This is a genomic window from Paenisporosarcina macmurdoensis (genome assembly GCF_042658845.1).
Lineage (GTDB): Bacteria > Bacillota > Bacilli > Bacillales_A > Planococcaceae > Paenisporosarcina > Paenisporosarcina macmurdoensis.
Genome location: NZ_JBHSRI010000002.1, coordinates 500,181 through 526,163, shown reverse-complemented (window position 1 = coordinate 526,163; position 25,983 = coordinate 500,181). Strand labels below are relative to the sequence as shown.

General features: G+C 39.1%; 26 protein-coding genes. 1 reads left to right on the top strand and 25 read right to left on the bottom strand.

What is annotated here, in order from left to right:
• Window positions 1–10 precede the first annotated feature (10 nt).
• From rpsP to ACFPYN_RS02360, 16 genes are all read right to left on the bottom strand, one after another.
• Entirely contained in the window at window positions 11–283 is a 273-nt protein-coding gene (gene rpsP, locus ACFPYN_RS02435) for a 30S ribosomal protein S16 (protein ID WP_377732318.1), read from the bottom strand.
• 104 nt (window positions 284–387) lie between these two features.
• Entirely contained in the window at window positions 388–1,743 is a 1,356-nt protein-coding gene (ffh, locus tag ACFPYN_RS02430) for a signal recognition particle protein (RefSeq protein ID WP_377732317.1), read from the bottom strand.
• A gap of 12 nt (window positions 1,744–1,755) precedes the next feature.
• On the bottom strand, window positions 1,756–2,091 hold the full coding sequence (locus ACFPYN_RS02425) for a putative DNA-binding protein (protein WP_377732631.1): 336 nt from the start codon (window positions 2,089–2,091) through the stop codon (window positions 1,756–1,758).
• Window positions 2,092–2,167: 76 nt separating this feature from the next.
• Window positions 2,168–3,175: a signal recognition particle-docking protein FtsY gene (ftsY, locus tag ACFPYN_RS02420; protein ID WP_377732316.1), complete on the bottom strand. Its 1,008-nt coding sequence runs from the start codon at window positions 3,173–3,175 to the stop codon at window positions 2,168–2,170.
• Window positions 3,172–6,756 (bottom strand): chromosome segregation protein SMC, encoded by a 3,585-nt coding sequence (gene smc, locus ACFPYN_RS02415; RefSeq protein WP_377732315.1) that lies wholly within the window; start codon window positions 6,754–6,756, stop codon window positions 3,172–3,174. Before smc ends, ftsY begins: the two co-directional genes overlap by 4 nt.
• A 2-nt stretch (window positions 6,757–6,758) precedes the next feature.
• Window positions 6,759–7,526: a ribonuclease III gene (gene rnc, locus ACFPYN_RS02410; RefSeq protein WP_377732314.1), complete on the bottom strand. Its 768-nt coding sequence runs from the start codon at window positions 7,524–7,526 to the stop codon at window positions 6,759–6,761.
• A 130-nt stretch (window positions 7,527–7,656) separates the two neighbouring features.
• The gene (gene acpP / locus ACFPYN_RS02405; protein ID WP_024535029.1) at window positions 7,657–7,893 is read right to left on the bottom strand and encodes an acyl carrier protein; all 237 of its coding nucleotides are present in this window, start codon (window positions 7,891–7,893) and stop codon (window positions 7,657–7,659) included.
• A gap of 57 nt (window positions 7,894–7,950) precedes the next feature.
• Window positions 7,951–8,697, bottom strand: coding sequence for a 3-oxoacyl-[acyl-carrier-protein] reductase (gene fabG, locus ACFPYN_RS02400; protein ID WP_377732313.1), 747 nt, complete (start codon window positions 8,695–8,697; stop codon window positions 7,951–7,953).
• Window positions 8,697–9,641: an ACP S-malonyltransferase gene (gene fabD / locus ACFPYN_RS02395; RefSeq protein ID WP_377732312.1), complete on the bottom strand. Its 945-nt coding sequence runs from the start codon at window positions 9,639–9,641 to the stop codon at window positions 8,697–8,699. Before fabD ends, fabG begins: the two co-directional genes overlap by 1 nt.
• On the bottom strand, window positions 9,638–10,630 hold the full coding sequence (gene plsX, locus ACFPYN_RS02390; protein ID WP_377732311.1) for a phosphate acyltransferase PlsX: 993 nt from the start codon (window positions 10,628–10,630) through the stop codon (window positions 9,638–9,640). Before plsX ends, fabD begins: the two co-directional genes overlap by 4 nt.
• Window positions 10,627–11,211, bottom strand: a complete 585-nt coding sequence (fapR, locus tag ACFPYN_RS02385; RefSeq protein ID WP_377732310.1) for a transcription factor FapR — start codon at window positions 11,209–11,211, stop codon at window positions 10,627–10,629. Before fapR ends, plsX begins: the two co-directional genes overlap by 4 nt.
• A gap of 113 nt (window positions 11,212–11,324) precedes the next feature.
• On the bottom strand, window positions 11,325–13,373 hold the full coding sequence (gene recG / locus ACFPYN_RS02380; RefSeq protein WP_377732309.1) for an ATP-dependent DNA helicase RecG: 2,049 nt from the start codon (window positions 13,371–13,373) through the stop codon (window positions 11,325–11,327).
• On the bottom strand, window positions 13,366–14,262 hold the full coding sequence (sdaAA, locus tag ACFPYN_RS02375; RefSeq protein WP_377732308.1) for an L-serine ammonia-lyase, iron-sulfur-dependent, subunit alpha: 897 nt from the start codon (window positions 14,260–14,262) through the stop codon (window positions 13,366–13,368). Before sdaAA ends, recG begins: the two co-directional genes overlap by 8 nt.
• A 13-nt stretch (window positions 14,263–14,275) precedes the next feature.
• Entirely contained in the window at window positions 14,276–14,938 is a 663-nt protein-coding gene (sdaAB, locus tag ACFPYN_RS02370; RefSeq protein WP_377732307.1) for an L-serine ammonia-lyase, iron-sulfur-dependent subunit beta, read from the bottom strand.
• 569 nt (window positions 14,939–15,507) lie between these two features.
• Window positions 15,508–17,175 (bottom strand): DAK2 domain-containing protein, encoded by a 1,668-nt coding sequence (locus ACFPYN_RS02365; RefSeq protein ID WP_377732305.1) that lies wholly within the window; start codon window positions 17,173–17,175, stop codon window positions 15,508–15,510.
• A 16-nt stretch (window positions 17,176–17,191) separates the two neighbouring features.
• Entirely contained in the window at window positions 17,192–17,554 is a 363-nt protein-coding gene (locus tag ACFPYN_RS02360) for an Asp23/Gls24 family envelope stress response protein (RefSeq protein ID WP_377732304.1), read from the bottom strand.
• A 229-nt stretch (window positions 17,555–17,783) separates the two neighbouring features.
• On the opposite strand from ACFPYN_RS02360, the gene rpmB reads away from it, so the two are divergent.
• A complete protein-coding gene (rpmB, locus tag ACFPYN_RS02355) occupies window positions 17,784–17,972 on the top strand; it encodes a 50S ribosomal protein L28 (protein ID WP_377732303.1) in 189 nt (62 codons plus the stop codon).
• A 35-nt stretch (window positions 17,973–18,007) separates the two neighbouring features.
• Here rpmB and spoVM read toward each other — a convergent pair whose 3' ends face one another.
• The 9 genes from spoVM to def form a co-directional block, all read right to left on the bottom strand.
• Complete coding sequence (gene spoVM / locus ACFPYN_RS02350) at window positions 18,008–18,127, bottom strand: stage V sporulation protein SpoVM (RefSeq protein ID WP_377732301.1); 120 nt, start codon at window positions 18,125–18,127, stop codon at window positions 18,008–18,010.
• Window positions 18,128–18,144: 17 nt separating this feature from the next.
• Window positions 18,145–18,798, bottom strand: a complete 654-nt coding sequence (locus ACFPYN_RS02345; RefSeq protein WP_377732299.1) for a thiamine diphosphokinase — start codon at window positions 18,796–18,798, stop codon at window positions 18,145–18,147.
• The gene (gene rpe, locus ACFPYN_RS02340; RefSeq protein WP_377732630.1) at window positions 18,795–19,463 is read right to left on the bottom strand and encodes a ribulose-phosphate 3-epimerase; all 669 of its coding nucleotides are present in this window, start codon (window positions 19,461–19,463) and stop codon (window positions 18,795–18,797) included. The genes ACFPYN_RS02345 and rpe overlap by 4 nt, the downstream gene beginning before the upstream one ends.
• A 1-nt stretch (window position 19,464) precedes the next feature.
• Window positions 19,465–20,346: a ribosome small subunit-dependent GTPase A gene (gene rsgA / locus ACFPYN_RS02335; protein WP_377732298.1), complete on the bottom strand. Its 882-nt coding sequence runs from the start codon at window positions 20,344–20,346 to the stop codon at window positions 19,465–19,467.
• A gap of 11 nt (window positions 20,347–20,357) precedes the next feature.
• Entirely contained in the window at window positions 20,358–22,310 is a 1,953-nt protein-coding gene (pknB, locus tag ACFPYN_RS02330; protein ID WP_377732296.1) for a Stk1 family PASTA domain-containing Ser/Thr kinase, read from the bottom strand.
• 2 nt (window positions 22,311–22,312) lie between these two features.
• The gene (locus tag ACFPYN_RS02325) at window positions 22,313–23,062 is read right to left on the bottom strand and encodes a Stp1/IreP family PP2C-type Ser/Thr phosphatase (protein WP_377732295.1); all 750 of its coding nucleotides are present in this window, start codon (window positions 23,060–23,062) and stop codon (window positions 22,313–22,315) included.
• 130 nt (window positions 23,063–23,192) lie between these two features.
• Window positions 23,193–24,557, bottom strand: coding sequence for a 16S rRNA (cytosine(967)-C(5))-methyltransferase RsmB (gene rsmB / locus ACFPYN_RS02320; protein ID WP_377732294.1), 1,365 nt, complete (start codon window positions 24,555–24,557; stop codon window positions 23,193–23,195).
• Window positions 24,554–25,495, bottom strand: a complete 942-nt coding sequence (gene fmt, locus ACFPYN_RS02315; protein ID WP_377732293.1) for a methionyl-tRNA formyltransferase — start codon at window positions 25,493–25,495, stop codon at window positions 24,554–24,556. Before fmt ends, rsmB begins: the two co-directional genes overlap by 4 nt.
• Complete coding sequence (gene def / locus ACFPYN_RS02310) at window positions 25,492–25,983, bottom strand: peptide deformylase (RefSeq protein WP_377732292.1); 492 nt, start codon at window positions 25,981–25,983, stop codon at window positions 25,492–25,494. The genes fmt and def overlap by 4 nt, the downstream gene beginning before the upstream one ends.

The window sequence follows — 25,983 nt, the reverse complement described above, 5'->3', positions numbered from 1 at the left end:
CTGCCCCCGATTACTTAGCGTTTTTTGCGATATGGTGTTTTTCCATGATACCTTGATCTGAGAACAAGTTACGAACTGTATCAGATGGTTTAGCACCGTTTGATAACCATTTTAAAGCTAATTCTTCATTGATTTTAACTTCAGCTGGTTTTGTTAATGGGTTGTAAGTACCAACTGTTTCGATTTGACGGCCGTCACGTGGAGCACGAGCGTCAGCAACAACAATACGATAGAAAGGAGACTTGTTAGCTCCCATACGTTTTAATCTAATTTTAACTGCCATGTTTAATAGCACCTCCGAATAGTTTCACACAAGATAGTATATTATCAAGGATTTATTTGTTTGTAAAGTGTTTTTTCTTAACACCTCTAAATTTCACTAGAAATTTATTTGAAAAGAGAGTCTAGACCAGGCATTTTCATCTTCTTCTTGCCCTTTTGTTGCATGCCTGACATTTGCTTCATCATTTTCTTCATGTCTTCAAATTGTTTCAGTAATCTGTTGACATCTTGAATCGTAGTTCCAGATCCCTTAGCAATTCGCTTTTTACGACTTGAACTGATGATGTCAGGTGTCGTTTTTTCTTGAGGAGTCATGGCATAAATAATAGCCTCAACACGACCCATTTGTTTTTCATCAACTTTAGCATTTTCTAATCCTTTGATTTTACCTGCACCTGGTAGCATTTTAATGATGTCCTCAAGAGGACCCATTTTTTTCACTTGGTTCAGTTGCTCAATAAAATCATCAAATGTAAAGCTTTGCGTTCTAAATTTCTCTTCAAGCTCTTTTGCCTTTTCTTCATCGACATTTTCTTGGGCTTTTTCAATCAGTGACAACATGTCACCCATCCCAAGTATACGAGAAGCCATGCGTTCTGGATGGAAAGGTTCAAGCGCATCCATTTTTTCACCCATCCCGACAAATTTAATCGGTTTTTGAGCTACCGAACGGATGGATAATGCAGCTCCACCACGTGTGTCCCCATCCAGCTTAGTCAAGACTACACCAGTTATGCCAATGGCTTCATTGAAACTTTGTGCAACGTTTACAGCATCTTGACCCGTCATAGAGTCAACAACTAAGAACACTTCATCGGGTTCTTTTAATGCACGAATGTCTTTCAATTCTTGCATTAATACTTCGTCTATATGCAAACGGCCTGCGGTATCAATGATGATGACATCATTGTGGTCTTCTTTTGATTTCTCAAGTGCTTGACGCACAATCTCCACTGGTGAAACATCAGTCCCCATTGAAAAAACAGGAAGTGATAACTGCTTACCAATCGTTTGCAACTGTTGAACGGCAGCAGGACGATAAATATCCGCAGCCACTAATAGTGGATTGCGATTGTACTTTTTTCGTAAAAGGAGCGCAAGTTTACCTGTTGTGGTTGTTTTACCAGCACCTTGTAACCCTACCATCATAATAACTGTAGGTGGTTTTTGAGCAAATTTAATAGGACTTTGTTCGCCACCCATTAATTCAGTTAACTCATCTTTTACGATTTTGATTACTTGTTGGCCTGGTGTCAAACTCTTCATGACATCAACACCAATTGCACGCTCACTTACTTTTTTAACGAATTCTTTGACAACTTTTAAGTTAACGTCCGCTTCGATTAAAGCAAAACGAACTTCTCTCATCATTTCTTTTACGTCTGCTTCGGAAACTTTACCCTTACCTTTAATACGTTGGATGGTTCCTTGCAGCCGCTCGGCTAGTCCTTCAAATGCCATGCATGCCGCCTCCTAATCCGATTCTTTTAGCATTACAATCAAATCAAATGCTAGCTCTTTATTGACAGGTTCCGCCTCTATTAATTGTTGTAATTGTTCCATTACAACTTGGCGTTGCTGAAACTTTTCAAATAAGCGTAGTTTATCTTCATACTCTTCTAACATGGCTTCAGTACGACGAATATTGTCATAGACTGCTTGTCTAGAAATTTCATATTCGTGTGCTATTTCTCCAAGTGAGTGATCATCTAGATAATAGAGATGCATATAACTTCTTTGTTTGTCTGTCAGTAAAGACTGATAAAAATCATAAAGGAAGTTCATGCGTGTCGTTTTTTCAAGTAGCATCATGATCTCTCCCACCTACAGCTTTCTACTTGTATCATATCGAGCAATCCATGATGCGTCAAGTATTTTTACTTGTCTAGCTCAATTCATTCGCTTCTTCTTGTTCTAAACCTTCTGCAAACAATCCATATACATACTTCTCGGTATCGAAAGGTTGCAAATCATCCATTTTCTCACCTAAACCAACAAACTTCACCGGAATGTGTAATTTGTTACGAATTGCTAACACAATTCCACCTTTAGCCGTACCGTCGAGCTTAGTTAAGACAATGCCTGTGACGTTTGTCGCTTCTTTAAATGCTTGTGCTTGTATCAACGCATTTTGTCCTGTAGTAGCGTCTAATGCGAGCAACACTTCGTGTGGAGCACCTGGCACTTCACGTTCTATAACACGGTGAACTTTTTGCAATTCGTTCATTAGATTCACTTTATTTTGCAAGCGGCCTGCCGTATCACAAATCAATATATCGACTCCTCGGCTTTTTGCAGCACGAACCGCGTCATACATTACTGCCGCAGGATCTGAACCTTCATTTTGCTTGATCACGTCGACACCTACACGGTCTCCCCACACTTGCAATTGCTCAATCGCACCAGCGCGGAATGTATCACCAGCTGCTAACATTACTGTTTTCCCTTGTTCTTTTAAGCGATGTGCTAATTTCCCAATGGTCGTTGTTTTACCTACACCATTAACGCCTACAAACAATATAACCGTTAAACCAGTTTCTTGAATAAGAAGACCAATAAATTCGTCTTCTCCTGATTCATAAATCTCAACTAATTTCTCAGAAATAACGGATTGAATACCCGCTGTGTCTTTTATATTTTTACGTTGTACCTCAAAGCGCAATGCATCCATTAGGTCCATCACTGTTTCAACACCCACATCGGCTTGAAGCAATAAATCTTCTAACTCCTCAAAGAAATCTTCATCCACTTTGCGGTATTTAGCAACTAAATCATTCACTTTTGAAGTAAATTGACTGCGTGTTTTTGATAATCCATCTTTAAATTTTTCGGAAACAGAAACCGATTCACTTGTTCCTGTGATTTTTTCTTTCATTTTTTTAAAGAAACTCAAGCTCTTTCGCTCCCTTGTGCGACAAGTGTCGGTTTATCTTCTTGCATTTTCACGGATACTAATTTGGAAATCCCTGATTCTTGCATGGTTATACCATACAACACATCGGCACCTTCCATTGTTCCTTTACGATGGGTGATGACGATAAACTGCGTGTCATGGCTAAACTTTTTCAAGTATTGACTATAACGGACGACGTTTGACTCATCAAGTGCCGCTTCTACTTCGTCTAATATACAAAACGGTACTGGACGAATGTTCAAAATGGCAAATAATAAAGCAATCGCTGTCAACGCACGTTCTCCACCTGACAGTAAACTTAAGTTTTGTTGTTTCTTACCTGGCGGCTGTGCAAGGATTTCGATGCCAGTTTCAAGCATGTCCGATGGATCAGTCAATACTAGATCAGCTTGACCTCCACCGAATAACTCTCGGAATACACGACCAAATTGCGCACGAATCGCATGGAAAGTATCACTGAATCGCAAAGTCATTTCCTCATCCATTTCCTTGATAGCTTCATGCAATGTCTCTTTCGCATCCAATAAGTCTTGACGCTGTTCAGTTAAGAATGAATGACGTTCTGAAACGCGTTCAAATTCTTCAATTGAAGCTACATTAACAGGACCTAATTCTTCAATAGACTGTTTGAGTAATTTAACTTTTTTACGAGACCACTCTTCTTCAAATGTTTGCATATCCGGAATTTCTACTTCTTCAATCGTCACATGATAGTTTTCTTCTAGTTGCATATGAAGAGTAGATTGTTCCACATCAAAGCGGTTCATCTTCACTTCTGCAGCTCGAAGGGCATCCAATTGTTGCTTGTGTAAATGTTGATTTTTCTTCAATTGTAGCTCCACTTGTTGTAGGTGAATGTGGATTTGTGCGCGCTGCTCTTTGCTCTTTGCAATTAGCGTTACAAGAGATTTTTTCTTTTTCCTCCAGTCGTTCAAGTTCTGGTCAATTTCAACAGGTGTTGGACCCATTTGATTATCACCAGTTTCGTACCACTGCATTTCTTTTGTGGCATGATCAAGCTTGTTCGTCACTTTTTGAATGGTCTCTTGGATTTCTGCTACTGTCTGCTCTGCAGCTTTCAGTTGCTCTGTTAATACGGCCTGTCTTGAGCGAAGCTCTGCCATTTGTTCAGTTAATTGGTCTCGTTCACTTAAGTTTTTCGACTTAAGACTCGTTAGACGATTAATCGTATCATTTATTTTATTCAATTCTTCTTTTAATTCACAAAGTCGTTTGTGCGCAAGATTCTTTTTCTCTACTGCTTGTTCATGACGACTTGCCACGTCCATTGTTTCTGAATTAGAAATAACTGCGCGTTCTTTGAGACGTTTAAAAGCGGCTTCGAGTTCGCGCGAATTTGAACTAAGTTCTAATTCTTGCGCTCTACTTTCTTCCCCTTCAGCACGCATACTTTCAAGTATTTCAGCTTGTTTATCAATGGTTATTTTTAAAGTGGCAACTTGGTTTTCAGCTTTTTGAATGGTTTGGTCCATTCCAGTTAATTTAAGTGATAGTTCGTCTAATTCCGCTTTTCTAGAGAACACAGAAGTTTGCTGTTTTGTAAATCCACCAGTTAATGAACCACCTGCATTGATGATATCGCCATCTAATGTAACTACTCGGAAGCGGAATTGAAGTGACTTCGCAATTTGAGAAGCACCTTCTAAATCCTTTACCACAATAACATTTCCTAGTAAATTTTCTACTATGGTTGTTGAAGATTGGTCAAACGTTACTAGTTCATCTGCCGTTTGAATAAATGATGGATGGCTCGTAATGCTTCGCAAAGCTTCTGGCTGAATTTTTCTTGATTTCATCACGGTTTTAGGTAAGAAGGTGGCACGACCAGAGCGTTTTGTCTTTAAGAAGGCAATCGCTTTCCGAGCATCTTGATCTGTATCAGTGACTATGTGTTGCATCGCTCCACCAAGAGCCGTTTCAAGTGCTTTTGCATAAGCAGCTTTCACTTGAATGAGTTCAGCTACAGCTCCTGTAATGCCCGTAAGTTGGCCCTTTTCACGGGCAACTAATACTTCTTTTACACCTTGGAAGAAACCAGAGAAATCTGCTTCAAGCGCTTCCAGTGACTCTTTTCTTGCCTTTAATTGTTGTTGAAGTTGATAGGCTTGATACAACATCGACTGCTTAGATTCAAGTTCATCTTTTTCTTTCGTAAACGTTTGTTGAAGATCTTTATAATCGATCAACTTGTCATGTAAAGAACGACGAATTTGCGCTAGTTGTTGTTCAACTTGTTTTTGTTGTTTTTCAACTTTTGCTAAGTCAGATTTAATCAATTTATATTCGTTGGTCATTTTACCTTTAAATTCATCTTGTTGCAGAAGCTGTTGATCTAAATGTTTCAACTCGTTTTTAACCGTCGCTTCTTCATTCAACAATTCAATATACGTTGATTTATAATCTTCTATTTCTACTTCAATTTCAGCGCTCGTTTGTTTTAGTAAATGATCTAATTGTTTTACTTCATTTTGGACAGTTCGCAATTCAGCTTTACTTTTCGTCGTCGTTAATTGTCTTTGTTCCAACTGGCTGGTTAATTGAACTTTGTCTTCTTCAAGATCAACAATCGTTAATTTTAATTTATCAATTTGTTGATCCTTATTTTGACGTTTTTCAGCCATCAATTGCTTACGACCGTCCCAGCGTTCAAGTTCAGAACTTGCTTCAACTAAGGATTCTTGGGATTCATCAATTAAACAGTCCTGTTGTGCCAATTGACTTCGCACTGATTGCAATTCAAGTTCCATACTGCCAATGATATTTTCAAGTTCTTTTTCTTGTTGCTCGAAAATCTCCACTTCTTGCTTTACTTCAGATAAGCGGTTATTAACACGAGTCAAATCAAAAGCAATTAACTTGAGGTCCACGTCTTTTAGTTCTTCAGACATACTCAAATAATCGGTGGCAGCTGAAGCTTGCATGTGAAGCGGCTCCATTCGATCATCTAGCTCATGTAGTATATCCAATACGCGATGAAGATTGTCATCAGTTTCAAACAGTTTATTTTCGGCCTTCTTTTTACGTAATTTGTATTTAAGAACGCCAGCTGCCTCTTCAAAAATAGAACGTCGATCTTCTGGGCGACTATTTAAAATCTCATCTACTCGACCTTGCGAAATAATTGAAAAGGCTTCTTTACCTAACCCTGAATCCATAAATAAATCGGTAATATCTTTCAGTCTACAAGATTGTTTATTTAATAAATATTCGCTATCTCCTGAACGAAACACGCGTCTAGTGACACTTATTTCATTGTAATCTAATGGCAAGCGCTGATCAGAGTTGTCGAGTATAAGTGTGACTTCTGCAAAATTCAGCGGTTTTCTAGACTCACTACCCGCAAAAATCACATCTTCCATTTTGGCTCCACGAAGAGATTTCGCTGATTGTTCACCGAGAACCCATCGAATAGCATCCGTCACATTACTTTTCCCACTACCATTAGGACCAACAACTGCGGTTACTCCAGGTACAAAATCGATACCAACTCGATCCGCAAACGATTTAAATCCAATGACTTCAAGTCGTTTAAGGAACAAAATTAGCCCTCCTGTCTGCTTGTAGCATCTTCTTGTAAGTGAACAATCGCTACTTGTGCTGCTTGTTGTTCAGCTTCTTTTTTAGACTTGCCGTTTCCTATACCTAGTTCGTTGTTGCCTAATCGAACACTTGAAACAAATGTACGATTATGAGCTGGTCCTTTTTCTTCTACAATTTCATAGGTTAAGGAACCATTGTTCATTTGTTGAATCATCTCTTGCAATTGGCTCTTATAATCCATCACATGCGAAAAAGCACCGGTTTCGACTTTCGGAAAGACCACTTTCTCTAAAAACGTCACAACAGGTTGTAAGCCTTGATCTAAATAAAGGGCACCCACATAAGACTCAAAGACATCTGCAAGAAGTGCAGGTCGTTCTCGTCCTCCTGTAACTTCTTCTCCCTTACCTAAAAGTACATATTTACCAAAGTTCAATTCATTCGCAAATACAACGAGTGACGGTTCACATACAATCGCTGCACGTAATTTTGTCAACTCACCTTCACTCATGGCAGTAAACTTTTGAAATAAATATTGAGAGACAGACAGTTCAAGAACCGCGTCACCTAAAAATTCAAGTCGCTCATTGTCCGTGTAAAATTTCCGTCGATGCTCATTCACATAAGATGAATGCGTAAAAGATTGGTACAGAAGTTCTGGATTTAGAAATTGAACTCCTAATTCTTGCTGTAATATTGCAAATGATTGCTTAACTGTTTCGGAAAAAGTTCCGTTCTTTTGAGGCGTCCCTCTACGTTTACCCGTCATTATGTAATCTGCCTTCCTTTAATTGCTACGGTCTATTTTACTCGTTTATGTTCCTTTGTGCAAAAAGAAATAGAGACGCAGAAGACCATTCATGATGAATGGCTACCACGTCTCGCAATGGAATAATTGCTTATCCTTGTTTGCTTTCAATAAAAGTTACTGCACTTCCTACTGTACTGATTTGCTCAGCATCTTCATCAGAAATCTCCATATCGAACTCATCTTCTAATTCCATAACAAGTTCAACTACATCTAAAGAATCAGCACCTAAATCATCACGGAAAGAAGCTTCCAATTTTACTTCGCTCTCGTCAACACCTAAACGATCTACGATTACTTTTGTTACGCGCTCTATTACAGTTGCCACTAAAGTCACCTCCCCTCAATGAGTATACAAAAAATCAAGCCTACTTGATAGGGGCAATTACATGACCATGCCACCATTTACATGAAGTGTTTGACCCGTAATATAGTTTGAATCTTCAGAAGCTAAAAATACAACCGCTTTTGCAACATCTTCAGGGCTACCAAGTTTCGCTAAAGGAATTTGCGTTAGCATTTGGTTTTTCACTTCTTCTGAAAGTTCATCTGTCATATCAGTCGTAATAAACCCTGGTGCAATTGCATTGACATTAATGTTACGACTAGCTAATTCTTTAGCTGTTGTCTTCGTCAAGCCAATAACACCGGCTTTTGCTGCTACATAGTTTGCTTGACCAGCATTTCCAGATACTCCTACGACAGAAGAAATATTAATGATTCGTCCAGCACGTTGTTTCATCATTTGGCGTGACACTGCTTTTGTACATAAGAACACGCCTTTTAAATTCGTGTTGATAACATCGTCCCACTCGTTTTCTTTCATTCTCATCAATAAGTTATCACGTGTGATACCTGCGTTATTGACAAGAATATCAATACTACCATAACGGTTCATCGTTTCAGAAATCATAGCTGAAACACTTTCTGCATCACTAACACTTGCTTGGATGGCAAAAGCTTCGCCACCGTTCGCCGTAATTTCATTTACAACTTCTTCTGCTTTGGCCTGGCTACCGCTATAATTCACAGCAATACGTGCGCCTTCTTTTGCTAAATACTTGGCAATTTCAGCTCCAATGCCGCGAGAAGCCCCTGTTACGATTGCCGTTTTTCCGTTCAATTTCCCCATTACGCCCACTCCTTCGATGCTTCAATCACTTGTTCGATTGACTCTAAATCATAAGCAGCATAAATACCTGCAGAACGATCTATTTTTTTTACTAATCCACTCAAAACTTTACCTGGCCCACATTCGATAAATGTGTTGACACCTAAGTCCATCAATGCGCGAATCGATTCTTCGAAACGTACCGGAGAATATAATTGTTGCACTAGCAATTCTTTCATTTCGTCTGCTGTAGTTACAGGACTTGCTGTAACGTTTGAAATAACAGGCACATCTGTATTATGCATCTCCAGTTGATCTAAAGCGTGTTTCAACTTCGATGCAGCTGGACGCATTAGCTCCGAATGGAAAGGGCCACTTACCACAAGAGGTATCGCACGTTTAGCACCCGCTTCTTTAGCTTGCACAGAAGCTTTCTCTACACCTTGTTTGGTTCCAGAAATAACAATTTGTCCTGGGCAATTCAAGTTTGCTAATTGAACCACATCGCCTTGTGAAGTTACAAGATCCGTCACTACTTTTAAAGCATCTGACTCCATACCTAAGATCGCGGCCATAGCACCTTCGCCAGCCGGTACAGCATCGTTCATGTACAAACCTCGCTCATGGACAATCTTAATGCCATCTTCAAAGGACATGACACCTGAAGCTACAAGCGCTGAATATTCTCCCAAACTATGACCAATTGTATAGTCAGGTTTTAAACCGGCTGCTTGAAGAAGTTCAGATACCATTGTACTTGTAGTCAACAGTGCAGGTTGGGCATTGTATGTATAGGTTAATTCTTCTACAGGTCCTTGTAACATGAGTTTAGATAAGGGGAAACCCAACTGATTATCCGCTTTATCATAAAACTCTTTGTTTCCTTCATTCGCGTGAACTAGTTCACTTCCCATTCCAACAGCTTGAGAGCCTTGTCCCGGAAATATAAATGCAATCTTGGTCATTGTGTGTTGCCTCCTGCTATTGTTGAGTGGATCGTTCCGCATACGTCAAATTCAACCATTGTACGGGCTTGGCGGATGGCGTTCATTACTGCAGTGGCATTTGAAGAACCATGCGCTTTTATAACTGGGGCTTTTAATCCAAACAATGCAGCTCCACCATACTCGGTATAATCCATTTTCTTTTTGAGACCACGTAAATCATCTTTTACCAGATACGCAGAAATTTTCGACTTCGTAGAAGCGCCATACACTTCTTTTAACATGCTAAAGAAGCTAGCTGCGGTTCCTTCGATTGTTTTTAATACCATATTGCCTGTAAAACCGTCTGTTACAACGACATCTGCTGCACCTAAAAGCAAATCACGAGATTCTACATTACCTACAAAGTTAATTGGGGCTTGTTTTAACTGAGTAAAAGCTAATTTAGTCAGTTCATTGCCTTTCGTTTCTTCTGTTCCAATGTTAAGTAATCCAACACGAGGTGATTCGATTCCACGTACTTTTGCTGCATAGATACTTCCCATAATTCCGAACTGCACCAAATGTTCTGGTTTCGCATCTGAATTAGCACCTAAATCCAACATCACAAAACCTTGTCCATCCACCGTCGGCAAAGTTGGGGCTAGAGCAGGTCGATCAATTCCTTCAATCCGTCCTACAATGAAAAGTCCCGCCGCCATAAGCGCTCCTGTATTACCGGCAGATACACACGCTTGTGCTTCGCCATTTTTCACAGCTTCAGCCATGCGTACCATTGACGCATCTTTTTTTCGACGAATAGCTCTAACTGGTTCATCGTCCGATTCTATTTTTTCTTCTGTATGAATCACTGTTAATCGAGCATGTGGTTTTACAAAAGGTTTCACTTTTTCCTCATGGCCAAATAATAGAATATGAATATCTTCGAATTGTTCCAGTGCCAAATAGACACCTTCCACGATTTCTTTTGGTGCGTGGTCTCCACCCATTGCGTCTACTGCGATTTTCATTTTAAATCACCTTTACTTGCATCATTCGCTCGAAACATTTCAAATTGTCCTTCAAAAACAATTTCGTTTTCTACAGTTGAAGTGACTTCGACAAATGTGCGGTTTTTTTCTTGATCTTTTCGAGTTACAAATGCTTTCGCTATAACACGATCTCCTAATTTAACCGGTTTGACAAAAGATAAAATAGATTTTACTGTTAAGGCCAATTCATCATTGATGACTGCAACTGCCAAGGAGTTCGCCTGTGCAAATAAATGGTGTCCTCGTGCAATTTGATTTCTCTTAAATATATGTTCTGATTTTACGTCAAATATTGAAATTGCTCTTTGGTCCAGTTCAATGTCAACCATCTCCCCTATTACATCACTTAAAGGCAGAGATCGGACCTCATCCTCAAATGATTTCGAGGCAACATGTTTAATACGTTCACGTAACTCAGGTATCGACAACTCTAAACGGTCTAAACGAATCGTTTGAACACTGACTGTAAACTGATTAGCTAAGGCATCGTCAGTGATAAACGGATTATGTTTAATAGTCTCGATTAATTGTTGTTGGCGTTCTTTTTTTGAGCGTTTCATAGGTTCACCATCCGATATTAGCACTTGGTACTATTATCAGTATATAAATACAAGAAAAAGAATGCAAGGATTGTCTAAAAGTATGACCTTTTTACACAGTCCGAGCATTCTTATTAATCTATTCTATCCCCATCTAAGGCACCCGAGTCTTGTAAGTAAGTACGCAAACACTTCGTCTCTTCACTTGTCCAAAACTCATCTGAAGCAAGGTATTTCTCAGCATCTTGTCTAGCAGTCTCTAACGCTCGATAATCATGAACCAAATCAGCCATTTTAAATTCTGGCAAGCCACTTTGTTTACGACCAAAAAAGTCACCAGGACCCCGAAGCTGTAAATCTTTTTCAGCCAATTTAAAACCATCATTCGTTTCAGTCATTGACATCATACGTTCTTTGCCTTCTTCTGATTTAGGATCTGCAAGCAATATACAGTACGATTGCGCTGAACCACGACCAACACGTCCCCGAAGTTGATGAAGTTGAGCCAGTCCAAAGCGTTCTGCATCATAAATAACCATAAACGTTGCATTGGGTACATTCACCCCGACTTCTACAACTGTTGTGGAAACAAGTACTTGAATTTGGCCTTCACTAAAAGCTCTCATCACTTCATCTTTTTCAGTCGAATGCAAACGGCCGTGCATAAGACCTACTTTAAATTTATTGTGAAAGATAGAGGATAATTGCTCATACACGTCCACCGTATTTTGGACATCAAGCTTATCAGACTCTTCGATAAGTGGACATATGACATATGCTTGTTTACCCTCTTGCAGCTCTTTTTCCATTCGTTTAATGGTTTCATCAAAGAGTTCCTTTTTAACCCAATGCGTCTCGATTTCTTTTCGTCCAGCAGGCATTTCATCGATGGTTGAAACATCCATTTCTCCAAATGCAGTAATGGCCAATGTTCGAGGAATCGGTGTCGCGGTCATAAACAACACATCAGGACTCATGCCTTTATCTCTTAAGACGCGTCGTTGTTCAACACCAAATCGATGTTGCTCATCTGTAATAACGAGACCAAGTCGACGAAATTCCACATCTGGTTGAATTAAGGCATGTGTGCCAATAAGTAAATCTATCTCACCATTTTGGAGTTGCTCATGCAGGGTTCGACGAGCCTTTGTTTTGGTTGAACCAGTTAATAAAGCGATTCGAATGCCCATTGGCGCCAACCATTCATGCAAGGAAGCAGCATGTTGCTCAGCTAAAATTTCTGTTGGTGCCATTAGAGCACCTTGGAAACCAGCAGTAATTACAGCGTACAATGCAATTGCAGCTACCACCGTTTTGCCAGAACCTACATCCCCTTGAAGTAACCGATTCATGCGATGAGGATCTTTTAAATCTTTACATATTTCATTTACCACTCGCTTCTGAGCAGCTGTTAACTCATAAGGTAAAGTCCCTATCAAGTCTTTTAATTTTTGAATATCATAAGCAATCGCAATGCCTTTATTTTGTTCTTTTCGCACTTTTTTTATCGCTTGCATTTTCAACTGAAACATCAGTAACTCTTCGTAAACGAATCGTCTTCTAGCTTGTTTCACTTGTTCCGCATCTTTTGGAAAATGAACGCCTTCAAGCGCTTCGAACACCGGTAATAGTTTATACGATTCTCTAATGTCTTGAGGAAGGCATTCCTGTAAATCTGTACCCACTTCTTGCAAAGCTTGGTGCATAAATTTCCGGAATGTTTTTTGATGAAGAGAACCTTTTAAACTATACATAGGTTCAAAATCGATTTGATCTGTTTTTGGACCTGAGGAGAAATGTGTTGCACTAATCGCTTGACGCCCACGATCCCACTTCCCTGTTACAGTGACGATTTGTCCGCTCGTGATCTTATTTTTCAAGTAGGCCTGATTAAAGAACACCACTTTAATTAAATGAGGACCAACGAGTAGACGAATTTGTAAGCGTGATTTGTTTCTCCCTAAAAAAAGAATAGAAGGCTCGCTTTCGACCCTTCCTTCTACTGTTACTCGTTCGTTATGTGGTGTTTCTGCAATATTTTTTAAACGAAAATCTTCATGACGATATGGAAATGTCATGACTAAATCTTGCAAAGTAAGGATTCCCATATCGGCTAAGGTTTTTTCCGTTTCTCCACCAACGCCTTTTATGCTGTTTACGGATTGAAGCTTTTTACTACACACCTTTTACAAAATCAGCACCAAAAATTCTTTCAGCTAGTGCTCTCCCAGTTGGAGTTGCTGCTAAACCGCCTTGCGCTGTTTCTTTTAATGCACTCGGCATAGATTGTCCAATCTTGTACATGGCATCAATTACTTCGTCACAAGGAATACGACTAGTTACACCCGCCAGTGCCATATCAGCAGAAACCAATGCATTTGCTGCACCCATAGCATTTCGCTTCACACACGGTACCTCAACTAGACCTGCAACTGGGTCACAAACTAATCCCAACATGTTTTTCATTGAAATGGCAAAGGCCTCTGAACATTGTTGTGGAGTCCCACCAGACATTTCAACGATGGCAGCAGCAGCCATAGCAGCAGCTGAACCAACTTCAGCTTGGCAACCGCCTGCAGCACCCGAAATTGAAGCATTGTTTGCTACAACGAAACCGAATGCACCTGAAGTAAATAAATAACGAATCATTTCTTCACGTGTTGGATTTAATTGATTTTGAACAGCAAATAAAGTACCAGGTACCACTCCTGCAGAACCTGCAGTTGGTGTTGCACAAATCGTTCCCATTGCTGCGTTCACTTCATTAGTCGCCACAGCTTTACTTACTGCGTCGATTAATAATGCACCTGAAAGTGTGTTGCCTTTTTTCATATAATTGTGAAGTAATACGGCATCTCCACCAGTTAAGCCTGATGTGGAGTGAACACCCTTCAATCCCTTTTCTACAGCTTGTTCCATGACTGTAAGGTTAGTATCCATTTGCTTCATAATATCTTCACGACTTCTTCTCGTAACTAGCATTTCTTGTTCTATCATTAATTCAGAGATTAACTTATTTTCACTTGTCGCTAATTCGACTAATTCTTTTACATTACGGAATAAGAATTTCATATAAAAACCCTCCTCAATCTGAGATTTTTGTTACTTGAGTAATATGTGGCAATAGCGCAATTTGTTGAAGCACATGTTCTTCAATATGCTCATCGACTTCAATTACCATCAACGCCATTTGCCCTTGTTCCTTACGAGAAACTTCCATATGACCAATGTTAATATTTTGTTCTGCTAAACAACTTGCCACTTTTGCGATACTACCAGGTTTATCATCATGAACGACTAAAATAGCAGAATGATTCCCGGATAAGCGAAGAGGGAATCCATTTAATTCACTAATTTCAATTTTACCCCCACCAATTGATACACCAATCAGTTCCATTTCAGCTGACTCATCACCAATTACAAGACGAGCAGTATTCGGATGCTCAGTATGACCAGTTTCCGGAATAAATTCAAACGTCAAGCCTGCTTCTTTTGCAAGATCAAACGATGTTTTAATGCGTTCATCAAATGTATCAAAACCTAGTAAACCACCAATTATAGCAATATCTGTTCCGTGACCTTTATAAGTCTCTGCAAATGAACCGTATAAATAGACTTTTGCCCATTTTGGTTGTCTACCGAATAACTCACGTGTTACCAGACCAATTCTCGCTGCTCCGGCAGTATGTGAGGATGATGGTCCAATCATTACCGGACCAATGATATCAAATACTGATTTAAACTTCATTTTAAGACCCCTTTGTTTCGAATTTCTCCCTACATTTTACATCACAATAACATTTTAAACAAAGCAATGTTAAATACGGCTGTTGATATTCCACAAAATAGCTACGCTTTCCTAGTGTGAGTTCCAAGACTCCTCGTTTTCTATGGGAATCTTGACTTTTCCTCTATCCCTCAGGAAAGACATTGGATGAACTGTATTCAATCAACGTCCTTGCGACGAGTAAGCGCAGGAACATATAGGTTTCTTCGCTGTTTTGCTCCAATTTACTTTATAGCAACCATGTTATCTATTACTGTTCAATTTAGTGATTGTAGTGAAAGGCGGCGACTCCAGCGGGAAGAGCGTGTCCAGGTGAGACCCCGCAGGCGCTTGCGACGAGGAGGCTTACGGACCGCCCGCGGAAAGCGTCCGCCTGTTTCTGTTTCTGCATCGCTTCGCTAGCTTCGAAACATGAAAGTGCTTTGTAACGGAAATCAACAGTGTATTTTAACAGATTCTTATACAAAAGTATCCGCTTACATAGTTTAAATAAAAAGCAGTGAACCGAAGTGATTCACTGCTGTTGTTTTTTATTCGACTGAGATGATGTAAGGATACAATGGTTGTTTTCCGTTGTATACTTCTACATCTGCATGGGAGAAGTTTTCTTCTACAAATGCAGCCAATTTATTAGCATCCGCTTCTGTCACATCTTCACCATAAATAATCGTAATTATTTCTGCATCTTCATCCACTAAGTCATGGATCAATGATTTTGACACTTCTTCTAGTGAAGATGTTGACAAAATGATCTTCCCTTCAGAAATAGCCATGAAATCATCTTTTTGAATTTCGACACCATCAATAGAAGTATCACGGACAGCAAAAGTTACTTGACCCGTTTTAACGTGAGCGTAAGCTTCAGTCATTTTTGTTTTATTGTCTTCTACAGAAGCTTCAGGATTGAATGCTAATATCGCAGCCATTCCCTGTGGTACGGATCGTGTCGGTACTACTGCCGCTTCGATTCCGATTACTTCAGCAGCTTGTTCGGCAGCCATAATAATATTTTTATTGTTTGGTAAAATGAGTACTTTTTCAGCGCCAACAGATTGTATCGCTTTCACAATATCTTCTGTAGATGGGTTCATCGTTTGGCCACCTTCTATGACTGCACTTGCCCCTACACTTTTAAGAAGTTCTGAAATTCCTTCACCCATTGCAACGGTTACGACTGCGTATGGATGTTTCTTCACAGGTACAGAAGTAGGAATCGATTTCTTATGATCGTCTCCAACAATTTCAGCATGTTGTTGACGCATATTTTCAATTTTGATTTTAATAAGGTCACCAAATTTTTGTCCGTAATCCAAACAATTACCTGGCTGTTCAGAGTGAATATGTACTTTTGCGATTTCTTCATCAGAAATAACAAGTAAAGAATCTCCAAACTGACTTAATCCTTCGCGGAAAGCAAGTTCATTAAACGGGTTTTGCGCTACTTTTTCTGGCATGAATTTCACCATAAACTCTGTGCAATAACCGAATTCAATATCTGCTGTATTCATAAAACCTTGAACTTTTTTATGATGTTCCGCACTTACTAGATCATCCATCGAATGTGAAGACGTTTTTTCAGGCAATTTCTCACCCTTCATAGCAGCAATAAATCCTTCATAAACGTATACCAGACCTTGTCCACCTGAGTCGACTACCCCAACTTCTTTTAAGACAGGTAGTAAATCTGGAGTTCGCTCAAGTGATGCTTGTGCTTCTTTCAGTAATTCTTCCATTACTACAATAATATTATCTTCATGTTCAGCTACTTCTACTGCTTTTTTAGCTGAATCTTTTGCTACTGTTAAAATAGTACCTTCAACTGGTTTCATGACCGCTTTATAAGCCATGTCTACACCGTGTTGGAAAGCATGAGCAAAGTCTTTTGCAGATAACGTCGATTTCGTTTCAACATCTTTTCCGAATCCACGGAAAAGTTGAGACAAAATAACGCCTGAGTTCCCACGAGCTCCCATTAATAATCCTTTTGAAAGTGCTTGAGCTGTTTTTCCAATATGAGCAACTGCGTGTGCTTCTGTTTCTTTTGATCCAGAAGACATCGATAAGTTCATGTTCGTTCCCGTGTCACCATCGGGAACAGGAAAGACATTTAGCGCATCAACATAATCTGCATTTTGGAATAAGTGATGGGCACCCATTTTCACCATTTCTGCAAATTGAATTCCGTCTAAAGACTTCATATCCTACTTCCTCCTCTTATGGGTTCGTAACACGAACTCCTTGAACATAAATATTTACTGATTTCACAGCAAGTCCTAATGTTTTATTTATTGTGTATTTTACTTTCGATTGAACTTGGTAAGCTACTTCTGAAACTTTTGTGCCATAGCTGATAACAATATACATATCAATGTGAAGATCCTCGCCATGTTGTCGTACAAGTACACCTTTTGCAAAATTTTCTTTACGTAGAATATCCGTTAAACCATCTCGAATTTGGTGTTTAGACGCCATGCCAACAATTCCATAACATTCAATCGCTGCTCCACCTGCAATTTGGGCTACGACATCGTTTGAAATATCAATCTGTCCGAATTCATTTTTCAATTCAATTGACATATAGAATGCCTCCTTATAAGTCCTTTTTGACTACCCTTAATTGTACTACAAAATGTCTTGCAATAAAAGAAAACGTTAACAATGACCTGTATTCGTCTGTAAAGGCTTTTTTCTTGAAAGGCAAAGGAAAAGTGGTTGCAAAGAAAAACACTATGTGGTAAATTATTAAAGTATGTGAAATAACGAACTGAAAAAAATCTTTCAGCTTCTTTTTTGAGGAGGAAATATAATGCCAAAAGTATGTGTAATCACAGGGCGTAAGTCTCGTGCTGGTAATGCGCGTTCTCACGCTATGAATAAAACAAAACGTACTTGGGGAGCTAACCTACAAAAAATTCGTATTCTTGTAGACGGTAAACCAAAACGTGTTTGGGTTTCTGCGCGAGCAATGAAATCTGGAAAAATCGAGCGCGTTTAGTATTCGCTCAAAAAAAAATGCTTGACTGACAATTGTCAGTCGAGCATTTTTTCATTCTTTTTCTTTTTTGGTTTATCTTCGCTATTCATCCAACCTAAACACATTCTAGCAAAACCACTCACAAATTTCGGTAATCTAAACGTATAAACACGCATGTTTTCACTCCTTCTTATCAATCTGAGCTACGTATTAATAAACATATGCCAGATGCAAAGGAGATAGACCCTTGTTCGTCCAATAGTTGATTACTTGTAAATCGTGAACTCCCTATTTTTATGGTTTCATTGTCCACATTATATTTCATACCAGTTAATGTTATTTCTTCGACATCTCCATGAAAAGCAAAAAAAGACACAAATGGTAATTGGGGATTTGTAGTTAATTGTGTGATGCCAGGTGTTAACAAACGCATTTCATTCCATTTGTTGCGTATGATAAATTGAATTCCAGGATTGTCCGTCTGAAATCGATAGACGCTGTTGAGTACCGAAATAAAATGGTCCAAACGCCCTCCTGTTACACCCACTAGGACGATTTGTTGTGGATCAAAATCAAGTGAGTGTATGAGTGCTAAATCTGTATCCGTTTCATTCTTATCCACAGATGCTACTTTTACTGAAGCAACTCGGTTTGTTACATCTAAAAATTCTTCTGTGGATAGCGAATCAAAATCACCAACAGCTACATTTGGAATGATGCCTTCATTAAGTAAATATACTGCACCCTTGTCCGCTCCAATAAAAACAACATGATCAGATGATTTGTACGGTTCAAGGTTGGCCAATTCTTCAATAGGACCTCCAGCGCAAATCACAACCGTTTTCATGTAAGGATTGCTCGTTCGCCTGCTTGTTGAATGTCTTGAAGAGCTTTTGAACGGTCTTCTTTACTATAAATAGCTGAACCAGCAACAAAGATTGTTGCACCTGCTTGCGCGCAAGGAATAATCGTCTCAGCATTAATGCCACCATCAATTTCAATCTCGATAGCTAAATCTTTTTCTTTAATCATGTCAGCAAGTTGTTTTATTTTCGGTACGACGGAGTGAATAAATTTTTGGCCGCCAAATCCAGGGTTTACTGTCATAAACAGCACCAAATCGATGTCTTCTAAAACATGTTGAATAGATTCAACAGGTGTATGCGGGTTTAAGACAACACCAGGTTTTACACCGAATGAGCGAATCAATTGAATCGTTCTATGCAAGTGAGGACACGCTTCTACATGAACCGTAATATAGTCAGCACCGGCTTTTGCAAATGATTCAATAAAATTGTCTGGGTTGTTGATCATTAAATGAACATCTAAAGGCAATTTCGTCACCGGTCTTAATGCTTCAACAACAATTGGTCCCATTGTAATATTTGGCACAAAATGACCGTCCATTACGTCAATGTGAATAAGTTTCGCACCAGCTTGTTCGACTTCTTTTACTTCTTCGGCCAATTTCGAGAAATCGGCAGCAAGAATTGATGGTGCTATTTTAATCATATTAATACCTCGGCTTTCGTTCATTTATTTCCTCTAAAAACTTAACATAATGTTTGTATCTGTAAGCTTTAATTTCACCAGATTGAACCCCCGCAAGAACTGCGCATTTCGGTTCACTGATGTGTAAACACTCTCTAAATTTACAACTATCAGACACTGCTCGGAATTCAGGAAAACAATAAGATAATTGTTCTTTATCTATTTCATCAAAATCAAATGAACTGAACCCTGGAGTATCAGCTAACAGCCCTTCACAAACCTCAACGAGTTCAACATGACGAGTTGTATGTTTCCCACGTCCGAGTGCTTGTGAAATGATCCCAGTCTTCAAATTTAACGATGGTAACACTGTATTTAGTAATGTGGATTTCCCCACACCTGACTGCCCGGCTAAAACGCTGATTTTACCTTTTAAGATTGGTGCGATGTTGGCAACTAAATCTTCGTCATCTTTGAATGTTTCAATTATTCGATAACCAATTGCTCGGTAATCATTAATAAACGGTCGGATTTTTGCCATTTCAGATTCACTAATTAAATCCGTTTTGGTTAAACAAATAATCGGCTCCACATTAAATGATTCTACTACGACAAGAAAGCGATCTAATAATAAAGGATTAAAATCTGGTTCAGTTAATGAAAATACAAGTAATGCTTGGTCAATGTTAGAGATGGGTGGACGAACTAATGCATTTTTACGCTCATGTACAACAGTAATCGTTCCGTCAGAACCTGCTTCCACTTCATAATCGACAAAGTCGCCTACCAATGGGCTAACCCCCCGGTTTCTAAAAACACCGCGTGCTCTACATTGAATAAATTTTTGCCCATCTTGAACATAATAAAACCCGCTAAGCGCTTTACGAATTTGTCCTTTCGCCATCGAATTCCTCCCTAATCGAAACTGCCATACTCAATAATCTCATCTGCGATGACCTTTGAGTCGACCATGATTCGATATGCTCCTTTTTGACCTTCTTCAATTTCTAGTTGAATTTGTTGTAACTTTGTTTCAGTCAATACGAACTCCTGAACTGGCTCTGCAAGTGAATGCGTCTGATCCTGTAAATAAATACGAACAATTTGTTCAGCACCTTCTATTTCAGGTTCATAAGGAATTTCTACCGATTTAACAAAGGTTTTAATTTTTTTGGCCACCGGTCCTTTTGACAGCACAATCTCGATTGAGCTTCCCGGTGCTAGCTGTGTTCCGGCACTAGGCTTTTGTGAAATAACGAATCCTTCAGAAACTTCTGAAGAGAACTCTTCTTCCACTATTTCAATATTAAAGCCTGATGATCTTGCATAATCGTTTAACGTTTTTTCATTGTATTGCTCAGTTAAATCAATGACACTTATTAATTCTTGCCCTTTACTTACCGTAAACACAAGATCAGTCTCATCTGGGATAACCTCAGAATCACCAGATGGTTTTTGTGAAATAATTCGACCAACAGGTTCTTCTGAAAATTCTTCAACAGTTTCGATTGGTTTAAAATTTTGTTCGGCTAATAACTCTCTTACTTCGTTGATGTCACGCCCAACATAATCAACAAGAGTGACTGATTCTTTTCCACTCGAAACAATGAATTCGATTTCAGTTCCTTCATCTCTTATTTTACCGTCTTGTGGAATCGTACGAATAACTTGACCTTCTTCAATTTCTTGTGAAGACTCTTCTGTTTCATCTCCTGCAACAAATCCAACTTCTTCTACCTTATCAATTGCATCATTTAGAGACAAATTCACCACGTCGGGTACTTCAACTTTTTTGGGTCCAAAAATTCCTGGAAATGCAATAATCACAATTAAACTGATCAACAGTAACAAAGAAATAATTCCCACAATCCATGGCCATTTTTTCTTTTTCTTTTTTTCTTCTACCATTTGTTGTGAGGAAACTTGCCCCTTATTGTGTTGCTTCGTTTCATTCAATTGATCATAGCTTATCCCCTCTTTTATGACAGGCATTGCTTTAGTCGCATCATCATCATAAGGAATAGCAAATGCTGCTTCGTTTGCACGATCAACAGATAATACGTTATTTAAGTCATGTTCCATTTCTTCTACAGTTTGGTAGCGATTTCTAGGATCTTTTGCAGTTGCTTTCATGACCACATTTTCTAAACTTTGTGGAATACTCGGCACAACAGCTCGCACTGAAGGTGTTTCCGTTTGTAAGTGTTTTAAGGCAATCGACACTGCAGATTCTCCTGAAAACGGTAGTTTCCCTGTAAGAAGCTCGTATAATACGATGCCGAGTGCATAAATATCAGATTGCTTTGTTGCAGTACCCCCACGTGCTTGTTCAGGAGATAAATAATGGACAGTTCCTAATACTGAATTTGTTTGTGTAAAGGATGTTGCACTCAAGGCCATCGCAATCCCAAAATCAGTGATTTTGACGTGGTGTATTCCATCCATCAAAATATTTTGCGGTTTAATATCTCGGTGAATAATTTGATTTTGATGAGCGTGCGCAATTGCCGATGTTAATTGTTTCATGATGTTCACTGTTTCAAGTGGCGGTAACGGCGAATGATCTACAATATAGTGCTTTAACGTTTTTCCTTCAATAAACTCCATAACCAAATAATGTATATCTCGATCTTCACCCACATCGAAAATATTGACAATGTTTGGGTGAGTTAAACTCGTTGCTGAAAGAGCTTCGCGTTGAAATCTGCGATGTAAATCGTCTTCATTCGAAAAATCGTATCGCAAAACTTTTATTGCTACATCTCTATCTAAAATCATATCGTGAGCAAGGTAGACATTTGACATGCCCCCGCCACCAATCATTTCGAGCACTTTGTAGCGTCCACTGATTCTTTTGCCTAAGAGCATGCCTACACCTCCTCTTTTGTATTGTTAATTAGAACAAGAGAGATGTTGTCTTCTCCACCTTTTTCATTTGCCAGGTCTACTAGGTGCTGACCTTTTTCATGAATAGAAGTATTGGTCGAAAGAATAGTTGTCATGTCAGCAATTGATAATTTATTACTTAATCCATCGGAACATAATAGTAAATATGAATATGTAGGAATTATTAAAGAGAAAAAGTCCGGGTCAATCGTTTTTTCAGTTCCTAATGATTTCGTAATTAAATTTTTCTTCGGATGACGTTGTGCTTCTTCTTCACTGATTTCACCATTCTCAACTAACACATTTACATATGAATGATCCTTCGTCAATTGCTTTAATAAGCCTGAGTCTAGTACATAGGCACGACTATCCCCTATATGGCAAAGAACTTTTTGATTATCAGTGATTACGGCAGCTAAAAAAGTGGTGCCCATTCCTTGGCAATCTTCATGTGTTAACGAATAATCAAAGATTAAACGATTAATTTTTTCAACTGCGTTCAAAAACCACAATTTAATGGAGTCTTCTGAATAAAAATGTTGTGGGGTAGCGCTTTCAAAAAATTTACCGATTTTAGAAATGGCCATGTCACTCGCAATATCTCCTGCATTGTGTCCACCCATGCCATCTGCAATAACACCTAATCGGACAAAATCAGATCGCACGAACATTGCCGCACGATCCTCATTCACCGATCGTTTTTGACCAATATCACTTAATACAGTGTACTTCATCAATAGTCACTCCGTTTCTTGTTGACGCTTCATACTATGAATCCTTCTGGATGCAGCGCCAATATCAGAGCCGTGTTTCGACGGTTTGTTGTTGTAATCAATTCATAACCTTGTTCGTTATTGCTGATTTTTAATTTGAAACAGATTCTTTTTTACGGAATGCTGCGACAAAGAAACCATCGCTATTAAAATCCTGTGGAAAAATGTGAATCATGCCGTTTTGTGTTAGGTGATGATAAGCCTCAGGAAGAATATCTAATTTATCTAACATCATGTCTGAATGGTTCGCAAGAAAAGCTTGGACCGTGTCGTTATTTTCGACTTCATCAATCGTACATGTACTGTATACGATGACACCATTTGGCTTGATTAATTTATAAGCTTCATCGAGGAGTTTCGTTTGAACTTTATGCAATGACGCAAAATCTTCTTCTTTTTTTGTATATTTAATATCAGGTTTTCGACGAATAACACCTAACCCACTACACGGTGCATCTACCAGAATACGGTCAAACGATTGCTCTTCATACTCGTTCGTTAATTCTCGGCTATCCCAAGTACGGGTTTCAATATTTTCAAACCCTAATCGACTTGCTTGATCCGCAATAAGTTTCACTTTATGTGGATGCAAATCAACTGCAACAAGGAATCCTTCGCCGTTTAGTTTTTCCGCGATATGCATGGATTTCCCACCAGGGGCTGCACACATATCCAACACTCTATTACCTGGTTCAACTTGTAATGCGTAAGTAGGAATCATGGAACTTTCATCTTGAATTGAAACTGCTCCGTATTGATAAGCCTGCGTTTTAGCAACTTGACCCTTTTCAATGTGAAGGCACTCAGGAATTACTTCGCTCTGATACGCCACAATTCCTTCATCTAATAACATATCGATTGCTTCTTGCACGGTTGTTCTGGTTGTATTCACTCGCACAGTATGTGCAGGTGGAATATTATTTTCAAAAGCCATCGTTTCAGTTTTTTCAAAACCAAATTGTTTAACCCAGCGTTGAATTAACCATAATGGATGACTTGCTGCAATTGATAATCGTTCAATCGGATCAACTATTTCATCAGTTGAGCGAACTCCCTGTCGCAAAATACCTCTTAATATACCGTTAACTAAGCCAGCTGTTCCTTTATGGCTTCGCTTCTTAGCAATCTCTACTGCTTCATTTACAGCTGCATGGTTTGGAATTCGATCTAAATAATGAATTTGGTAAAGGGAAAGGCGCAATAACTGACGAACCCAATCATCCAGTTTCCCTTTAATAAACGGTTGCAAGTAATAATCGAGAGTCATTTTGTGTTGCAGTGTCCCATATGTGATTTCTGTTAAAAGTGCGCGGTCTTTGATTTCGATATCATATTTTTCAATTGTTTGATGCAGTAATAAGTTGCTATATGCTTGATTTTTTTCAATTGCCATTAGTATTGATAACGCGGCATCACGGACATTTCCGTTCCACATTCGATATGATTTATTATTCATTGAAACTGATCCCCAATCTGTAATTTAGAACCAGTGCCTCGTAAAAACTCCTCGGCAGACATTTTTTTCTTCCCAGCTGGTTGTAATTCAGTAATTTCAAAGGCTTGTTCAAAACCTGTTTGTACAACAAGACGATCAACCTTTAACTCAACCACAGTCCCGACTGGGTGAGTATAGCTTTGTTCGCTCGGTTGTCCCCACCAAACTTTTACTGCTTCTTGTTTTAATGTAGTGTAAGCAACCGGCCATGGATTGAGACCCCGCACTTGATTGTATATGTCTAATGCTGATTGATCCCAATCAATTCTTTCTTGCTCTCTTGAAATATTGCGAGCGAAAGTCACCAGGTTTTCATCTTGTACAACTCTTGAGTTAGTAGTATTCAAAATAGTTGGTAACGTCTCTTTTAGTAAGTCACAACCAACCACGCTTAGTTTTTCAAATAAAATCCCTGTTGAATCGTTGAATTCAATTGGGATTGCTTTTTGCGAAATAATATCACCAGCATCTAATTTTTGAGCCATGTACATAATGGTGACACCCGTTTCAAGTTGGCCATCCATAATCGCTTGATGAATAGGTGCACCTCCACGATATGCAGGAAGCAAGGAAGCATGTACATTTAAACAGCCAAATTCAGGTGCGTCTAATAACTCTTTGGGCAGTATCTGTCCAAATGCAGCAGTGACAATAATATCTGGTTGTAAAGATAAAATCTCATCCAGTTGTTGTGAGCCTTTCAGCTTTTCCGGCTGTAACACAGGTAAACCCAGTCTCAACGCTTCTTTTTTAACTGGTGTTGGCGTTAACACTCTTTTTCGTCCTACCGGGCGATCAGGTTGTGTCACGACAGCTAAAATAGAATACCCTTCATCATGTAACATCGTCAGGATCGGTACAGAGAACTCTGGGGTCCCCATAAAAACTAAAGAGGTCAAAGTATGTCCTCCTCTTCATTTTCAAGCTCTGAAGGATCAACGACGCGAAGAATTTTCGAATCAAACAAAATGCCGTCTAAATGATCAATTTCATGCAAAATGGCTCTTGCCTCATAATCTTCGGCCTCTAATTCGTACCATGTACCGTCTCTTTCTTGTGCTTTAATTCGCACGGAAAATGGACGTTCCACCTCACCATACAATTCGGGGAAACTTAAGCAACCTTCAATATCAATGACAGCGCCTTCTGTTTCTAGAACTTCCGGATTGATCATTTCAATGATATCTTCGCCTTCACCAAGGTCTACAATGGCTACACGGATGGATTCACCTACTTGAGGAGCTGCAATGCCAATGCCATCTGAATCAAGCATGGTGTCATGCATATCCTTTAATAAAGTAGCGAGTTTTCGATCAAATTTTCGTACTTTCTTTGTCGGTGTAGTTAATATTTCATTCGGGCTTTTTACAATTGCTCGGATAGTCAA

What these genes read in the sequence shown, in the direction of transcription:
- rpsP (WP_377732318.1), bottom strand. Translation starts at nt 283, where the DNA reads ATGGCAGTTAAAATTAGATTAAAACGTATGGGAGCTAACAAGTCTCCT.
- ffh (WP_377732317.1), bottom strand. Translation starts at nt 1,743, where the DNA reads ATGGCATTTGAAGGACTAGCCGAGCGGCTGCAAGGAACCATCCAACGT.
- ACFPYN_RS02425 (WP_377732631.1), bottom strand. Translation starts at nt 2,091, where the DNA reads ATGCTACTTGAAAAAACGACACGCATGAACTTCCTTTATGATTTTTAT.
- rnc (WP_377732314.1), bottom strand. Translation starts at nt 7,526, where the DNA reads ATGACGGGTAAACGTAGAGGGACGCCTCAAAAGAACGGAACTTTTTCC.
- fabG (WP_377732313.1), bottom strand. Translation starts at nt 8,697, where the DNA reads ATGGGGAAATTGAACGGAAAAACGGCAATCGTAACAGGGGCTTCTCGC.
- fabD (WP_377732312.1), bottom strand. Translation starts at nt 9,641, where the DNA reads ATGACCAAGATTGCATTTATATTTCCGGGACAAGGCTCTCAAGCTGTT.
- plsX (WP_377732311.1), bottom strand. Translation starts at nt 10,630, where the DNA reads ATGAAAATCGCAGTAGACGCAATGGGTGGAGACCACGCACCAAAAGAA.
- fapR (WP_377732310.1), bottom strand. Translation starts at nt 11,211, where the DNA reads ATGAAACGCTCAAAAAAAGAACGCCAACAACAATTAATCGAGACTATT.
- sdaAA (WP_377732308.1), bottom strand. Translation starts at nt 14,262, where the DNA reads ATGAAATTCTTATTCCGTAATGTAAAAGAATTAGTCGAATTAGCGACA.
- sdaAB (WP_377732307.1), bottom strand. Translation starts at nt 14,938, where the DNA reads ATGAAGTTTAAATCAGTATTTGATATCATTGGTCCGGTAATGATTGGA.
- ACFPYN_RS02365 (WP_377732305.1), bottom strand. Translation starts at nt 17,175, where the DNA reads ATGAAGTCTTTAGACGGAATTCAATTTGCAGAAATGGTGAAAATGGGT.
- ACFPYN_RS02360 (WP_377732304.1), bottom strand. Translation starts at nt 17,554, where the DNA reads ATGTCAATTGAATTGAAAAATGAATTCGGACAGATTGATATTTCAAAC.
- rpmB (WP_377732303.1), top strand. Translation starts at nt 17,784, where the DNA reads ATGCCAAAAGTATGTGTAATCACAGGGCGTAAGTCTCGTGCTGGTAAT.
- spoVM (WP_377732301.1), bottom strand. Translation starts at nt 18,127, where the DNA reads ATGCGTGTTTATACGTTTAGATTACCGAAATTTGTGAGTGGTTTTGCT.
- ACFPYN_RS02345 (WP_377732299.1), bottom strand. Translation starts at nt 18,798, where the DNA reads ATGAAAACGGTTGTGATTTGCGCTGGAGGTCCTATTGAAGAATTGGCC.
- rpe (WP_377732630.1), bottom strand. Translation starts at nt 19,463, where the DNA reads ATGATTAAAATAGCACCATCAATTCTTGCTGCCGATTTCTCGAAATTG.
- rsgA (WP_377732298.1), bottom strand. Translation starts at nt 20,346, where the DNA reads ATGGCGAAAGGACAAATTCGTAAAGCGCTTAGCGGGTTTTATTATGTT.
- pknB (WP_377732296.1), bottom strand. Translation starts at nt 22,310, where the DNA reads ATGCTCTTAGGCAAAAGAATCAGTGGACGCTACAAAGTGCTCGAAATG.
- ACFPYN_RS02325 (WP_377732295.1), bottom strand. Translation starts at nt 23,062, where the DNA reads ATGAAGTACACTGTATTAAGTGATATTGGTCAAAAACGATCGGTGAAT.
- rsmB (WP_377732294.1), bottom strand. Translation starts at nt 24,557, where the DNA reads ATGAATAATAAATCATATCGAATGTGGAACGGAAATGTCCGTGATGCC.